At 71.9% G+C, this 13,263-nt stretch carries 16 protein-coding genes and 2 pseudogenes; 8 read left to right on the top strand and 10 right to left on the bottom strand.

Translation table 11 applies throughout. The features are described from left to right. Positions 1–51: 51 nt before the first annotated feature. The 5 genes from ENC19_RS08590 to ENC19_RS08570 all read right to left on the bottom strand — a co-directional run bounded on the left by ENC19_RS08590 (position 52) and on the right by ENC19_RS08570 (position 3,966). Positions 52–1,203, bottom strand: a complete 1,152-nt coding sequence (locus ENC19_RS08590; protein WP_164446589.1) for a hypothetical protein — start codon at positions 1,201–1,203, stop codon at positions 52–54. 117 nt (positions 1,204–1,320) lie between these two features. Next, positions 1,321–2,013 (bottom strand): ABC transporter permease, encoded by a 693-nt coding sequence (locus ENC19_RS08585; RefSeq protein WP_164446588.1) that lies wholly within the window; start codon positions 2,011–2,013, stop codon positions 1,321–1,323. After that, on the bottom strand, positions 2,010–2,828 hold the full coding sequence (locus ENC19_RS08580; protein ID WP_164446587.1) for an ATP-binding cassette domain-containing protein: 819 nt from the start codon (positions 2,826–2,828) through the stop codon (positions 2,010–2,012). The genes ENC19_RS08585 and ENC19_RS08580 overlap by 4 nt, the downstream gene beginning before the upstream one ends. Beyond that, positions 2,825–3,163 (bottom strand): PadR family transcriptional regulator, encoded by a 339-nt coding sequence (locus ENC19_RS08575; RefSeq protein WP_093403911.1) that lies wholly within the window; start codon positions 3,161–3,163, stop codon positions 2,825–2,827. The genes ENC19_RS08580 and ENC19_RS08575 overlap by 4 nt, the downstream gene beginning before the upstream one ends. A gap of 83 nt (positions 3,164–3,246) precedes the next feature. Continuing rightward, positions 3,247–3,966 carry a PP2C family protein-serine/threonine phosphatase gene (locus ENC19_RS08570; protein ID WP_164446585.1) on the bottom strand — a complete coding sequence of 240 codons (720 nt, stop codon included), beginning with the start codon at positions 3,964–3,966 and terminating at the stop codon, positions 3,247–3,249. Positions 3,967–4,028: 62 nt separating this feature from the next. Between ENC19_RS08570 and ENC19_RS29985 the strand changes: the two are divergent. Both ENC19_RS29985 and ENC19_RS08565 read left to right on the top strand, forming a co-directional pair. Beyond that, positions 4,029–4,271: pseudogene (locus tag ENC19_RS29985) on the top strand (ATP-binding protein); the annotation flags it as partial. A 116-nt stretch (positions 4,272–4,387) separates the two neighbouring features. Continuing rightward, positions 4,388–5,203 (top strand): LuxR C-terminal-related transcriptional regulator, encoded by an 816-nt coding sequence (locus ENC19_RS08565; protein ID WP_328824184.1) that lies wholly within the window; start codon positions 4,388–4,390, stop codon positions 5,201–5,203. Between the two features lie 42 nt (positions 5,204–5,245). Here the strand turns inward: ENC19_RS08565 and ENC19_RS08560 are convergent, their stop codons facing one another. The 4 genes and pseudogenes from ENC19_RS08560 to ENC19_RS08545 all read right to left on the bottom strand — a co-directional run bounded on the left by ENC19_RS08560 (position 5,246) and on the right by ENC19_RS08545 (position 7,288). Beyond that, positions 5,246–5,605 (bottom strand): hypothetical protein, encoded by a 360-nt coding sequence (locus ENC19_RS08560; RefSeq protein ID WP_216592757.1) that lies wholly within the window; start codon positions 5,603–5,605, stop codon positions 5,246–5,248. 184 nt (positions 5,606–5,789) lie between these two features. Beyond that, positions 5,790–6,023 carry a hypothetical protein gene (locus ENC19_RS08555; protein ID WP_164446583.1) on the bottom strand — a complete coding sequence of 78 codons (234 nt, stop codon included), beginning with the start codon at positions 6,021–6,023 and terminating at the stop codon, positions 5,790–5,792. Positions 6,024–6,105: 82 nt separating this feature from the next. Continuing rightward, a complete protein-coding gene (gene mscL, locus ENC19_RS08550; RefSeq protein ID WP_164446582.1) occupies positions 6,106–6,567 on the bottom strand; it encodes a large conductance mechanosensitive channel protein MscL in 462 nt (153 codons plus the stop codon). A gap of 38 nt (positions 6,568–6,605) precedes the next feature. Further along, positions 6,606–7,288, bottom strand: a pseudogene (locus ENC19_RS08545) (FadR/GntR family transcriptional regulator). Between the two features lie 50 nt (positions 7,289–7,338). On the opposite strand from ENC19_RS08545, the gene ENC19_RS08540 reads away from it, so the two are divergent. Continuing rightward, positions 7,339–8,685 carry a CynX/NimT family MFS transporter gene (locus ENC19_RS08540; protein WP_235944548.1) on the top strand — a complete coding sequence of 449 codons (1,347 nt, stop codon included), beginning with the start codon at positions 7,339–7,341 and terminating at the stop codon, positions 8,683–8,685. Between the two features lie 10 nt (positions 8,686–8,695). Here the strand turns inward: ENC19_RS08540 and ENC19_RS08535 are convergent, their stop codons facing one another. Continuing rightward, a complete protein-coding gene (locus ENC19_RS08535; RefSeq protein WP_093403921.1) occupies positions 8,696–9,052 on the bottom strand; it encodes an STAS domain-containing protein in 357 nt (118 codons plus the stop codon). 165 nt (positions 9,053–9,217) lie between these two features. On the opposite strand from ENC19_RS08535, the gene ENC19_RS08530 reads away from it, so the two are divergent. The 5 genes from ENC19_RS08530 to ENC19_RS08510 are packed head-to-tail and all read left to right on the top strand — an operon-like array spanning position 9,218 to position 13,263. Next, positions 9,218–10,078 (top strand): STAS domain-containing protein, encoded by an 861-nt coding sequence (locus tag ENC19_RS08530; RefSeq protein WP_164446581.1) that lies wholly within the window; start codon positions 9,218–9,220, stop codon positions 10,076–10,078. Further along, on the top strand, positions 10,078–10,491 hold the full coding sequence (locus ENC19_RS08525) for an STAS domain-containing protein (RefSeq protein ID WP_164446579.1): 414 nt from the start codon (positions 10,078–10,080) through the stop codon (positions 10,489–10,491). The genes ENC19_RS08530 and ENC19_RS08525 overlap by 1 nt, the downstream gene beginning before the upstream one ends. Beyond that, on the top strand, positions 10,488–10,907 hold the full coding sequence (locus ENC19_RS08520; RefSeq protein WP_164446578.1) for an ATP-binding protein: 420 nt from the start codon (positions 10,488–10,490) through the stop codon (positions 10,905–10,907). Before ENC19_RS08525 ends, ENC19_RS08520 begins: the two co-directional genes overlap by 4 nt. Beyond that, complete coding sequence (locus ENC19_RS08515) at positions 10,904–11,917, top strand: SpoIIE family protein phosphatase (protein WP_164446577.1); 1,014 nt, start codon at positions 10,904–10,906, stop codon at positions 11,915–11,917. Before ENC19_RS08520 ends, ENC19_RS08515 begins: the two co-directional genes overlap by 4 nt. Beyond that, positions 11,914–13,263, top strand: a complete 1,350-nt coding sequence (locus ENC19_RS08510) for a sensor histidine kinase (RefSeq protein WP_164446576.1) — start codon at positions 11,914–11,916, stop codon at positions 13,261–13,263. Before ENC19_RS08515 ends, ENC19_RS08510 begins: the two co-directional genes overlap by 4 nt.

The raw sequence follows: 13,263 nt of genomic DNA, 5'->3' as shown, positions 1-13,263 counted from the left end.
CCGCCTCGACGGTGACGCAAACTTCTTGATCAACCGGGAACGATCGGCGGGTCAGCGGACGGTGGAGGCGGTGAAGGTGGGCTTGCCGGAGCCCAGGTAGAAGATGCCGGGGTGGTTCTCGAAGCCGTGGCTGGGGTTGCGGCGCAGGGTCGAGTTCTCGATGCGCAGCGTGCCGGTGCGGTCGTTGCTGACGAAGAAGATCGCCCCGCCGCCCTCCCGGGCGTCGTTGTCCTCGACGACCGTGCCGGCGAGGCGTACGGAGAAGTTGTTGCCGTCGCAGTAGATCGCCCCGCCGCTGCCGCCGCCAGGCGTGCCGGAGCGGGCCGGGTTGGCGCCCTCGCCGACCGCCTCGTTGTCCCGCAGCACGCTGTTGAGGACCACCCAGGACACGCCGATGCTGCTCAACGCGCCGCCGTTGGCGCAGGAGCCGCCGGTGAAGGTGCTGTTGACCACGTACACCGGCTGGTCGTCGTGCTGGTCGAGCACCCGGATCGCGGCACCGCCGAGGTCCGGGCCGGTCCGGTCGCAGCGGTTGTCGACGAAGCGTGAGTTGACCACCTTGAACCGGCCACCCCGGACGAAGATCGCCCCACCGCCCCCACCGTCGGTGCGCTGGCCGGTGGCGTCGCCGTCGGCGAAGGTGAGGTTCTGCACGGTCAGACGCGGGTGATCCTGGTCGTCGCAGTGCGAGGTGGTCCAGCCCTGCAACGCGTCGCAGGTGTTCATGTAGAGGATGCGCCGTTTGCCCTGCCCGCTGAGCGTGACCTTGCCGCCACCGTCGAGAACCACCTGTGGGCCGTTGGCGTTGCGTACCTTGGCGGTGGCGGTCATCCGGATGGTCACCGGGTCGGGACCGCAGTCGAAGGTGATGATGCCGCCGGCCGCGACCGCCCGGATGACGGCGGCGGAGGTGCAGCTGTCGGGGCTGCCGTTGCCGACGGTACGGGTCGGCTTCGACGTGTCGACCGCCCGCCCGGCCGCCGGTACGGTCACCCGTCCGCTGGCGTTGCCGGTGCCACGTGCACCCTTGGAGGCACCAGGCGGGGTCGGACTGGCACTTGCGGGCGGGCTGCTGCCCAGCCCGGTCTGGAGCCGCCGGGTGGCCTGCGCGCCCGGCGCCTGCCCCGCGCTCGGCGTCGCGGACGTGTCGCTCCCGGGGCCTGCGCGCCGCGCGGGTCGGCGCTCGGCACGGACGGGCTGCACGCGGTCAGGGTGGCGATGGCGACGCCGAACGCGACCGCGGCGGTGGAGGGTCTGAGGCGCACCCCGTGATGCTAGGGCCTGTGTCAACGAACCTGGGCCCCGCCGTGGGCGCGAGTCTCAGGCGAGCGGCACGTGGTGCAGGTGCCGCCGTCGACGTAGCCGGACGGCGAAGACGGCCGCCACCGTGACGATCAGCAGCACGGTGACCACCAGCCCGTGCAGGACGCCCCGGGTCAGGTAACCGTCGTCGGTGTGGTCCACCGCCCAGGTGCCGATCTCCCGGCTGGACCAGAACGGCGTCAGCTTCGCGCCCGCGTCGGCCGGGTCGAGCAGCATCTGCATCGCCACCACGGTGAGCAGCAGCAGCGTCCCCTCCAGTTCGCGGGGCAGCAGCACACCGATCACCATGCCGAACGGTGCCGCCACGGCCACGCAGCACAGCATCGCCACGGCGATGCCGCCGTACCGCAGGTTGTTCGCGTCGACGACGGTGAGCAGGAAGAACGGCACCGAGATGGCCAGTCCGAGCGCCCACAGGCCGAGCATCCGGCCGAGGTAGAGGTGGTGCGGCCGGTAGCCGGCGAGCCGGAGCCGGGGTTCCAGTTCACGGGCCGCGCTCGTGGCGAACAGGGCTGCGGTGCTGACCGCCCAGCTGATGCCGAGCAGCAGCGCGCGCACGGACTGCCCGACGTAGGAGTCCCGCCGGATCAACCAGAAGGTCAACGGCATCAACAGCAGGAGCAGGAGTACTCCCCGGCGGCGCGCCAGCTCCCGCAGCGTCATCTCGGCCACGGTGACCAGCCGGTTCACGAACGGCCTCCCTGGTGGGCGGGGGTCAGGTCGAGGACCATGTCGACCCGGTCGAGTTGGTTGAGCAGGTGGGTCACCACGACGATGGCCCGTCCCTCGTCGCGCAGCCGGGTCAGCTGGTCCCAGAGGTTGACGTAGCTGCCCTGGTCGAAGCCCTGGTACGGCTCGTCGAGCAGCAGCACGTCCGGCTGCGCCAGAGTGGACATGGTGAGGTTCAGCTTCTGCCGCGTGCCGCCGGAGAGGTGCCGGGCGAGCACGGCGTTCTCGGCGTCCCAGCCGAGCTGTCGGGCCGCCGCCCGGCCGGCCTGCCGGGCCAGCCCCCGTGCCACGCCCTGACCGGCGCCCACCAGCACGAAATGTTCGTCGGGCAGCAGGAAGTCGGCCGTGCCGCCCTGCTGCGGGCAGTAGCCCAGCCGGCCCGAGACGGTCACCTCCCCGGCGTCGGGCGAGACCAGGCCGGCGCAGATCCGCAGGAAGGTGCTCTTGCCGCAACCGTTCGCGCCGACCACGGCGGCGATCTGTCCGGCCCGTACGGTCAGCGACGCGTCGCGGAGCACCACCTGCCGGCCGTACCGCTTGGTGATGCCCCGGGCGTGCAGCCGGACGGGGCCCGGGCGCGGGCCGGGCGCGGTGCCGATGCTCTCCACGATGGCGGCCGCGTACGCCTGCGGCGAGCCGAAGACCAGCCACGGATCACCGCCGCCCTCACGCAGGTGGGTGGCCGCCTCGGCGACCACGTGCCGGGCGGTGTCGCCGCCCACCCGGCGCTGGTACAGCTCGGCTGCGAACGCGCGCAGCCAGTCGTCGGCGTTCACCCGTCGACCCCCTTCGTGACGATGCCGGTCACCGGGGCCACGAACGCCAACCAGGCGTTGCCGCCGTGCCGCAGCGCCGCTCGCCCGTCGTCGGTCAGTTGGTAGTACTTGCGGGCCGGACCGGAATCGCCCTCCCGCCACCGCGCGGTGACCAGACCGGTGCGTTGCAGCCGCAGCAGCACCGGGTAGAGCGTGCCGCCCTGGATCGGTCCGACGCCCGCGGCGTCGAGTGACTGGGCGAGCTGGTAGCCGTAGGACTCGCCGTCGCGCAGCAGGGCGAGTACGCAGAGGTCGAGCACCCCACGCAGCCACTGCCCCCGACGGTCGGAATCCACCCGCCGAACCCTAGTGCCGCTATCTAGATGGCACAACTACCTAGTGCGGGTACGGCGGTCCGACCGGCCGGTGCCGGCGTAGCTCAGCCGGTCACCACATCGGAGATCACCACGGTGACGTTGTCGGGCGCACCGGCCTGGTGGGCGAGCTTCACCAACTGCTCGCCGCACTGGTGGCGGTCGGCGTGCATGCCAAGCGTGGCGGCGATCGCGTCGTCGGCCACATAGTCGGAGAGCCCGTCGCTGCACAGCAGCAGCCGGTCACCCGCGGCCAGGGTCACCGCGCCCATCGTCGGTGGCGCGTCGGCGCCCTGCACCGCCCGGGTGACAAGCGAGCGTTGCGGGTGGTGGCGGGCCTGCTCGGGGGAGAGGGCGCCCTGGTCCACGAGCGCCTGCACGAACGTGTCGTCCCGGGTCAGCTGGCGCAGTTGACCGTCGCGGAGCAGGTAGCAGCGGGAATCGCCGACCTGCGCCAGCACCAGCGTCTCCCCGGCCAGCAGGGCCGCGGTCAGCGTCGTACCCATGCCGTCCCGGGCGGGGTCGGCGGTGATCGCGGCGTGGATGCGCTGGTTGGCGGTGCTCACCACGGCACGCAGCGCCTCGGCGGCGGCGTCCGGCGCGGTCGGCGGGACCAGTTCGTCGAGGATCCGGATGACGATCTCGCTGGCCACCTCACCGGCGGGCAGGCCACCCATGCCGTCGGCCACCGCGACGAGGCGCTCGCCGGCGAGGGCGGAGTCCTCGTTGTTGGTCCGGACCAGACCGATGTCGTTGAGGATGGCCGAGCGGAGGATCAGCGTCATGGGACAAGCTTGCCAAGAAGACCCTTCCCGCGTCTCTACGCACTACTGCGTAGGGTTGAGGAATGTTGCCGGTGTCCATGGTTGGGCGCGCCGGTGAGCTGGCTGAACTGGACCGGGCCTGGTCCAGCGTGGTCCTGGGCCGCCGCCGCTCCCCGGCCGTCGCGGTCGTCACCGGGGGACCGGGCGTGGGCAAGAGCCTGCTGGTCGCCGCCGCGCTCGACGCCTTCACCCCGCGACCGGCGGTGGTGCTCAGCGGCGCCGCCCGGGTGCACAGCCCCGCCCCGTACGACTGGTTGGCCGCGGTGTTGAGCGGACGCGACACCGCCCGGCTCGACCTGCCGGCCGACGCGCTGGCCTGGCTGGCCCAGCAGCCCACCGCGCCGCGCGAGCGTTACGCCCCGGCACCCTGCTCCGGCTGGCCGTGCGTACGGTCTGGGTGCTGGTCGGTGCCGGTCCGGCGGTGCTCGTGGTGGAGGATCTGCACGCCCTCGACCCGGCCAGCCTCAACCTGGTCGGCGAACTGGCCACCGCCGACGGGCTGCCGGCCCTGCTGGTGGTGGCGACCAGGCCCGCCGCGCACGCGGTCTCACCGGAACTCGCCGGCCGCACCCTGGCCCGCCTCTGCGGGGTACGCGGCGTCGTGCGCCAGCACCTCGGCCCGCTGCGCCCGGCCGAGGTCGCCGAGGTGCTGACCCAGGTGTACCCGGACCCACGCCCCGAACTGGTGCACGAGGTCTGGCGGTGCACCGACGGCAACCCGTACGCGCTCACCGAACTGCTCGCCGCGCACGCCGGGCAGGATCCCGACACCCTGCTGGCCCCGGCCGGCTCGCCCGTGCCGCCCGAGTCCGATCCTGCGTCCTCCCCGTTCCCTCCGCCCGTGCCCGCGTCCCGGGCTGCCGTGCCGGAGTCAACTCCTGGCCGGTCGACGCACCGCCGTGCCGCGCCGGAGTCCGGGTCCGCCCCCGGGTCGGCGGTCCCGCCGCCGATCTGCCTGACCGGCCGGGAGGTGGAGGTGCTCGACTGCCTGGTCGCCGGCATGTCCAACAAACAGGCGGCCCGCGCCCTGGGCATCTCGGTACGCACCGTCACCGTGCACGTCTCCAACCTGCTGCGCAAGACCGGCACCGCCTCCCGCACCGAGGTGGCCCTCTGGGCGGTCCGCCAGCGACCCACCCGGACCCAGAGCGTCGATCATGAAGTTGTTGCCCCGGCAAGCGCCTACCCACGGCAATAACTTCATGATCGACGGAGTGGTCCGGGGGTGGGTGGGGGTGGGTTAGGACTCTGGGGGGAGGGTGGTGGCGGGGGTGTTGAGGGTTACCTCGGTGGGGGTGACGGTGGAGATCTGGTCGGCGAGGACGTAGACGGCGCCGGTGGGTACCAGCTCGGTGGAGACCTTGAGGTAGCCGGTGCGTAGCAGTCGGGCGGCCAGGTCCGCCGGCACGTCCGGTTCCTCCACGGTCGCGGATTCGATCAGTTCGTCCAGGCTGCTCCCGGGGTCGGTGGTCGGTGCCTGCACGGTCACCGCGTTCGGGTCGCCGCGCTGCACGAGGTCCACGGTGCCCACGTCGACGCCGGCCGAGTCGACCACCCGCATGCCGGTGGTGACCCGCGAGAGGGTTGTCCGCTGATCGATGCCCTGCTGCTCCATCCCCGCGCGGTTCCCACCCTCCCCACCCCCTAAACCCACCCCACCCCCGCCCTCCCCCTCACCCCACCCGATTGATCAAGAAGTTCCGGTCGGCAGCGCCGCGAATCCCGACCAAAACTTCTTGATCAACGCGAGTGGGAGCGGGGGTGGGGGTGGGGGTGGGGGTGGGTCAGGGGGTTGGGGGGCGGGGGGTTAGTTCCCGCCAGGTGTCGGTGCCTTGGAGCAGCGCGCGGATGGTGTCCTCGGCCTCGTCGACGGTGTCGTACTCGTAGAACCGGGAGACGCCCTCGGCGCCGCCGGCGCGTTGCTCGACGAACCATCGGTCGGCATCCGTCCGGAGGAAGACGTCCCGCCGGGCCAGTCGCCCCCACTTCCCGTTCCACAGGTGTTTCCGCTGCTCCATGGCCCGGACTCTATCGAACATCTGTTCGACACAAGGCGACTCCTGCGGGATTCCCGCAGGGGTCGATGTGCGGTTGCCGGATTCAGCGCGCGGCGGGCGGTTCGTCCCGCCGGCCGAGCGCGTCGTCCAGGGCCCCGCGCTGCTGGGCCGGGGTGGTCCGGCCGGCGGCGACGAGTGCGTCCCGGATCTCGGTGAGCAACTTGATCTCCTCGCTCGGCGCGGCCGGCGGCGGCTCCTCGCCCCGCTGGCGACGCTCCGCCAGCCGGTTCATCGGAAACACCACCAGGAAGTACAGCACCGCGGCGGTCAGTACGAAAGTGATCAGGGCGTTGAGGAACTGTCCCCACTCGATGTAGTTCCCGGTGCCGAGCTTGACGCGGGCTCCCGGCCCGGCGGGCGAGGCGCCGACCATCTTGATGATCGGCTGGAGAAACGAGTTGGTGAACGCCGTGACCAGCCCGGTGAACGCGGCGCCGATCACGACGCCGACCGCGAGGTCGATGACGTTGCCGCGCATGATGAAGTCTTTGAAGCCCTTGAGCATCCGTACTCCCGAGGTGTCCCGTCTATGTCGGGGACAACCTATGCCCCGGGCGGGGGCTCCAGAAAAGTGCCGGCCTCCCGGGCGGCCAGCTCCGGATCGCCGGCCCGGATGGCGGCCACCAGCCGGGTGTGGTCGACGTGCCGGTCCGGCGTCAGCGCGTCGCCCATGGCCTGGGTGAGCGTGCTGCGCATCGCGGTGCCGACCGAGGCGTACAACTCGGCGAGCATGGCGTTGTGCGCCGCCGCGACCACCGCGGTGTGCAGCGCGGCGTCGGCCGCCACGAACTCGGCGACCCGGCCGCCGCGCCAGGCCGCCTCGCGGGCGGCGAGCGCGTCGTCGAGGGCGGCCAGGTCCTCGGGGTACGCCGCCGAGCGGCGAGCCGGGCGGCCTCCACCTCGAAGGCACGGCGTACCTCGATCACCTCGGTCATCCGGTCGTCGGTGAGCCGGCGGGCCACCACCGGAGCGAGTTCGTCGGTGGAGAGGACGTAGGTGCCGGAGCCCTGGCGGCACTCCAGCACCCCGGCGTGGGCCAGCGCGCGGACGGCCTCACGCACCGTGTTGCGCCCCACGCCGAGGGTCTCGACCAGTTGCGGTTCGGTAGGGATCCGCCCGCCCACCGGCCACTCGCCGTCCATGATTCGCTGCCGGAGCTGGGCGATGGTCTCCCGGACCCGCCGGCCGCGCGGCGGCACCGGGGTGACGTCGACTGCCGGTGGCACTGGTTACAACCTCTCGCCGAAATTCATCCCATGATTGTAGGTTCGAGGTCATGCCCCCGTCACCCTCTGCCGTCCCCGCCGTCCCGACGGACGCGGTCACCCGCCAGGCCGCCCCGACGCGTGCGGTCACCGGTCAGGGCGTCCCGACCGGCGACGTTGGGACGGCTGAGAGGTTCCCGGGCGCGGTCGGCCCGGCCGGCGGCGCGGCTGCGACCACGTCGCGGGTCAACCCGGCATGGCTGGTGCTGGCCGGGATGCTGCTGGTGGCGCTCAACCTGCGGGCCGCCGTCACCAGCCTCGGCGCGCTGCTCGACGAGGTACGCGTCGGTCTGGCCCTCTCCGGGACGATGGCCGGATTCGTCACCACCCTGCCCACCATCGCGTTCGCCGGGCTCGGCGCGGCAACCCCGTGGCTGGTCCGCCGGTTCTCCCCGGCCCGGCTGCTGGTGCTGGCGATGCTGGCCCTCACCGTCGGGCAGGTGTTGCGGGCGGTCACCGGCTCCGCCGTGGTGTTCCTGGCCACCAGCGCGCTCGCGCTGGCCGGGATCGCGGTGGCGAACATCCTCCTGCCGATGCTCGTCAAGCAGCACTTCCCGCATCGCACCGGGCTGGTCACCGGGGCGTACACGATGGCGCTGACGGTGGGCACGACGGTGGCTGCCGCCTCCGCGGTGCCGGTGGCGCACGCCTTCGGCAGTTGGCGGGCCGGGCTGGGGGTCTGGGCCGGGCTGGCGGCGGTGGCCGTACTGCCGTGGCTGCCGGCGGCGCTGCGCGGCCGGACCGCCGCACGGCGAGGTGGCACCGCCCGCCGTTCGGGAGTGCGGCCCGGACGCACCCGGCTCGGCTGGGCGATGGCGGTCTACTTCGGGGCGCAGTCGCTGAGTGGTTACGCGATCATGGGCTGGTTGGCCCAGATGTTCCGGGACGCGGGTTTCCGCCCGCAGGACGCCGGCCTGCTGCTCGCTGGAGTGACCGCGCTCGGGGTGCCGATCGCGTTGCTGATGCCGACGCTTGCCGGCCGACTGGGCAGCCTGCGGCCGTTGGTCTTCGCACTGACCGCCGCCTCCAGTCTGGCGTACCTGGGTCTGGCGTTCGCGCCGCGCGGCGGGGCGCTGGTGTGGGTGGTGCTGCTGGCGTTCGGGCAGGGTGCCTTCCCGCTCATCCTGGCCACCATCGGGCTGCGGGCCCGCACCGCCGACGGCACGGTGGCGCTGTCGGCCTTCGCGCAGAGCACGGGCTACGTCATCGCGGCGTTGGGCCCGCTGCTGGTCGGGATCCTGCACGACGCGACCGGGGGATGGCTGGCGCCGATCGGCTTCCTGCTGGTCGCCCTGGCCGTACAGACCTGCGCGGGCGTGCTGATCGCTCGCCCCCGCTACATCGAGGACGAGCGTTGAGGCGTCACGGTCAGGAGGAGGCCGGCGTCGGATCGCCGGCGACCGCCTGCTCGACGGTGGGGTACGTGTGCAGCACCTCGACCAGGCCACTCACCTCCAGGATCCGCAGCACGCCGCGCTGGGGCGCGGCGAGTCGGACCACGCCGCCGGCCTCGTCGCAGCTGTTCTTCGCGCGGACGAAGACCGACAGACCGGTAGAGTCGCAGAACGAGACGTCCGACAGGTCGAACACGAGGCGACTGCGCCCCTTGTCGAGCAGGTCGGTGATCTGGTCCTGCAACTGCGGTGCGGTGGCCATGTCCAACTCGCCCGCGACCGACACGACGACCACGTCACCGCGCTGTTCCGTGTGCACCGTCAAGGACATTCGCCAGACCTCCTGTTTATCGGTGGAACGGTATCCCACCCGGACCGTGGTACGCAGAACGGGAGCAGTATCAGGTGGTCACCGTCATTCCGTTGCTCTGCGACAAGTAGTTCGTCGGGCCCCGGTGATAGAGTCCGGCCGGTCCAGGTCTAGGGGGGTATTGCCATGGCGCTCAGCGCTGACGAGAGCGGCCGGTTGGGCGAGCTGCTGACCAGCCGGGCCGAGCTGGTCACCCAGCGGTGGACGGAGATCATCGCCGGGCAGTTGCGGGGCCGGCTCAGTCAGGCCGAACTGGTCCGGCAGGTGCAGGAGCTGCACCGCGCCCTGGTCGACGCCCTCAGCAAGGGCGCGGTGGACCTGAACGCCGAGGACGCCACCGAGTTGCGGGCCGTGCTCGCCGAGTTCTCCCGCGGCCAGGCCCGGCAGGGCTTCTCCGCCACCGAGACCGCCACCGGCGTGTTCGCCCTCAAGGAGGCGCTGCTCAGCGTTCTTCAGGCCGACCAGGATGCCGGGACGCTGCGTGACTACGTCTCCTTCTCGGCGCTCGTCGACCAGATGGGCCTGTTCACCTTCGAGACCTTCGTCCGCACCCGGGAGAGCCTGATCGCCGATCAGGCCGAGCAACTGCTGGAGCTCTCCACCCCGGTGGTCAAGCTCTGGGAGGGCGTGGTGGCGGTGCCGCTGGTCGGCACGCTCGACTCGGCCCGCGCCCAGGTGGTGATGGAACGGCTGCTGCAGACCCTGGTCGACACCGGCTCGCCGTACGCGATCATCGACATCACCGGCGTGCCGGCGGTGGACACGCAGGTGGCCCAGCACATCCTGAAGACCGTGGTGGCCGCCCGGCTGATGGGTGCCGACTGCATCATCTCCGGCATCCGGCCACAGATCGCGCAGACCATCGTCGCGCTCGGCATCGAGTTCGGCGACATCGCCACCAAGGCGAGTCTCGCCGACGCGCTGCGGCACGTGCTGCGGCTCACCGGGGTCGAGGCCTCCCGCCGCCAGTCGCGTCGGGAGGCGTGATGGAGCGGGTGCCGATCCTCAAGATCGGCAACATCCTGCTGGTCTCCATCCAGGTGGACATGTCCGACCAGACGGCGGTCGCACTTCAGGAAGACCTGGCCGAGCGGATCGTCGCGACCGGCTGCCACGGGGTGATCATCGACATCACCGCACTGGACATCGTCGATTCCTTCGTCGGTCGGATGCTCTCCACCATCGCCTCGATCTCGCGGGTGCTCGACGCGGAGACGGTGGTCGTGGGGATGCGCCCGGCCGTCGCCATCACCCTGGTCGAACTGGGGCTGTCACTCAACGGCATCCGTACCGCCCTCAACGTCGAGCGCGGAATGGAACTCATCGCGATCGACCGGGCTGACGACGACCATGACGACCCGGACGACGATCTGGTCCCAGAGCCGACGGCGTCACCGTGACCAGCGGGGTCGACCTGGGCCGCCCCCAGACGCAGTCGGTCGGCAGCGACGAGGACGTCGTACGCGTCCGCCAGCTGGTGCGTACCGTGGCCGTGGCGGTCCGGCTCTCCCTGGTCGACCAGACGAAGGTGGTCACCGCGGCCAGTGAACTCGCCCGCAACACGCTCGTCTACGGCGGCGGCGGGACGGTCGAGGTGACCGCCATCGACAACGGTCGGCGACCCGGCATCAGGATCGTCTTCGCCGACTCCGGTCCCGGCATCGCCGACCTGGATCTCGCGCTGACCGACGGCTACACCACCGGTGGTGGCCTCGGCCTCGGCCTGAGCGGCGCCCGCCGGCTGGTCGACGAGTTCGACGTGCAGACCGCGCCCGGTCAGGGCACCCGGATCACGATCACGAAGTGGTCCCGGTGACCGTCGAACCGGTCACCGACCGGGGCACCTGGTTCCGGGTGGAGAACGGCAGCGCCGGCAGCGCCGTGCGGCGGGCCGCCGAGCGGCTGGGCAGCCAATTGGGTCTGCCCGCTGGGCGGATCGCCGACCTGGCCATCGTCGCTGCCGAGCTGACCAGCAACCTCATCAAGCATGCCGACGACGGGTTGCTGCTGCTCCGCCCGGTACGCCGGGAGCTGGACGCCGGCGTGGAGATGATCGCGGTCGACAGCGGTCCGGGCATGGTCGACCTCGCCGACTCCGCCCGTGACGGGCACTCCACCGCCGGCACCCTCGGCATCGGCCTGGGCGCGATCGTGCGGCAGGCGAGCTGGTTCGACGCGTACTCCCGGCCGGGCCGGGGGACGGTCATCGCCGTGCGGGTGTTCGCCGCCCCGGACCCGGCGGCGTCCTGGGTCGGCGGACTGACCCGACCGCTGACCGGAGAGACGGTCAGTGGGGACGGGTACGCGGTCCGGATCGTGGGCGACCGCCGTCAGGTGCTGGTCACCGACGGTCTGGGGCACGGGCCGCTGGCCGCGGCGGCCACCGACGCGGCGCTCGCCGCCTTCCGGGACGCCCCGGCGGGCTCACCGGCGGAGGTGGTCGGTCACCTGCACCGGGCGATGTCGCACACCCGTGGTGCGGCCCTCGCCGTGGCCGAGCCGGATCCGGCGGCCGGCATGCTGCGCTACGCCGGGCTGGGCAACATCACCGGCGTCGTGGCCACCGGCGACGGCCGGCGTCGCGGCCTGGTCTCGCTGCCCGGCATCGCCGGGCATCAACGACCGGTGATCCGGCAGTACGACTATCCCTTCGAGGCGGGCAGCCTGCTGGTCATGCACACCGACGGCGTGGTCGACAGGTGGCGACTGGCGGACTACCCGGGCCTGGCCGGGCGGGCACCCCTGGTGGTGGCCGCCACCCTGCTGCGCGACGCCGGCATCCGGCGCGACGACGCCGGGGTGCTGGTGGCGAGGCTCTGGTCATGACCACGACGCCGTTGCTGAAGATGACACTGCGGGTGGAGCAGGACATCTTCGTGGTCCGCCAGCGCGGTCGGGAGGTCGCCGCAGCGGTCGGCCTGGAGCATCAGGACCAGGTCCGGATCGCCACCGCGTTGAGTGAGGTCGCTCGTGACCTGTTACGGGCGGTCGGCGGGGCCGATGTGGTCTTCGCCGTCGCCGACGCGCCGGACGGGCGCGGTCACCTGCGGGTCGATCTCACCCCGGTGGCACCCCTGCAAGGTGGGCGGTACGAGCCGGAGTCGGGCGCGGTGGCACGCCTGGTGGACACATTGAGCGTGTTGACGGTCGAGCGGGATACGGTCATCAGGATGTCACGACGGGTTCCGGCCACCGCCCGGGCGCTCACCCCCGAGCGCCTGGCGGAGTTGCGCGCCCAACTCGCCGAAAGCGCTCCGGGCACCGCCGAGGAGGAACTCGCCACTCAGAACCTCCAACTGATCAACGCCCTGGACGAGGTACGCAACCAGCGCGACGAGTTGGCTCGGCTCAACGAGGAGCTGGAGCAGACCAACCAGGGCGTGATGGCGCTCTACCAGCAGCTCACCGACGAGTTGGAGGCGACCAACCAGGGTGTGGTGGCCCTCTACGCGGAGCTGGACGAGAAATCGGCCCAGCTGCGCGCGGCGAGCGAGTCCAAGAGCCGTTTCCTGGCGAACGTCAGCCATGAGCTACGGGCACCGGTGACTGCGATCATCGGGTTGGCCCGTCTGCTCGGCGACTCCGCGTCCGACCCGCTGACCACCGAGCAGGAACGCCAGGTCGGGCTCATCCGTGCCTCGGCGTCAGATCTGCTCACGTTGGTCAATGAGCTGCTCGACCTGGCCAAGGCGGAGTCGGGGCGGATCGAGCCCGAATGGTCCGAGGTGGACCTGCGCGCCGTCTTCGGCCAGTTGCGCGGCACGCTGCGGGCACTGCCGGCCGCCGACGGCGTCGACCTGGTGGTGGAGGAGCCGGCCACGCCGGCCACGGTACGCACCGACGAGGTGCTGCTCGCCCAGGTGCTGCGCAACCTGCTGCACAACGGCCTCAAGTTCACCACCGCGGGCGAGGTCCGGCTGCGCGCCGAGCGGCACGGTGACGGTTGGCGGCTGACCGTCTCCGACACCGGGCCGGGCATTCCGGGAGAGCTGCACGACCGGGTGTTCGAGGAGTTCTACCAGGCGCCCGGCCCGGCTCGGGTCGGCGGCACCGGCCTCGGCCTGCCGTACGCCAGGCGGCTGGTGAACCTGCTCGGCGGCACTCTCGACCTGGCCAGCGAGCCGGGTCGCGGCAGCACCTTCACGGTGTGGCTGCCCACGGACGGGACGTGA

This window comes from Verrucosispora sioxanthis, assembly GCF_010560025.1.
Classification (GTDB): Bacteria; Actinomycetota; Actinomycetes; order Mycobacteriales; family Micromonosporaceae; genus Micromonospora; species Micromonospora palythoicola.
Note: the sequence above shows the minus strand (reverse complement) of the source record. Positions and strands in the feature narration are given on the sequence as shown.

What these genes read in the sequence shown, in the direction of transcription:
- ENC19_RS08570 (WP_164446585.1), bottom strand. Translation starts at nt 3,966, where the DNA reads ATGACGCTGATCCTCCGCTCGGCCATCCTCAACGACATCGGTCTGGTC.
- ENC19_RS08555 (WP_164446583.1), bottom strand. Translation starts at nt 6,023, where the DNA reads ATGGAGCAGCGGAAACACCTGTGGAACGGGAAGTGGGGGCGACTGGCC.
- mscL (WP_164446582.1), bottom strand. Translation starts at nt 6,567, where the DNA reads ATGCTCAAGGGCTTCAAAGACTTCATCATGCGCGGCAACGTCATCGAC.
- ENC19_RS08540 (WP_235944548.1), top strand. Translation starts at nt 7,339, where the DNA reads ATGCCCCCGTCACCCTCTGCCGTCCCCGCCGTCCCGACGGACGCGGTC.
- ENC19_RS08510 (WP_164446576.1), top strand. Translation starts at nt 11,914, where the DNA reads ATGACCACGACGCCGTTGCTGAAGATGACACTGCGGGTGGAGCAGGAC.
- ENC19_RS08535 (WP_093403921.1), bottom strand. Translation starts at nt 9,052, where the DNA reads ATGTCCTTGACGGTGCACACGGAACAGCGCGGTGACGTGGTCGTCGTG.
- ENC19_RS08525 (WP_164446579.1), top strand. Translation starts at nt 10,078, where the DNA reads ATGGAGCGGGTGCCGATCCTCAAGATCGGCAACATCCTGCTGGTCTCC.
- ENC19_RS08530 (WP_164446581.1), top strand. Translation starts at nt 9,218, where the DNA reads ATGGCGCTCAGCGCTGACGAGAGCGGCCGGTTGGGCGAGCTGCTGACC.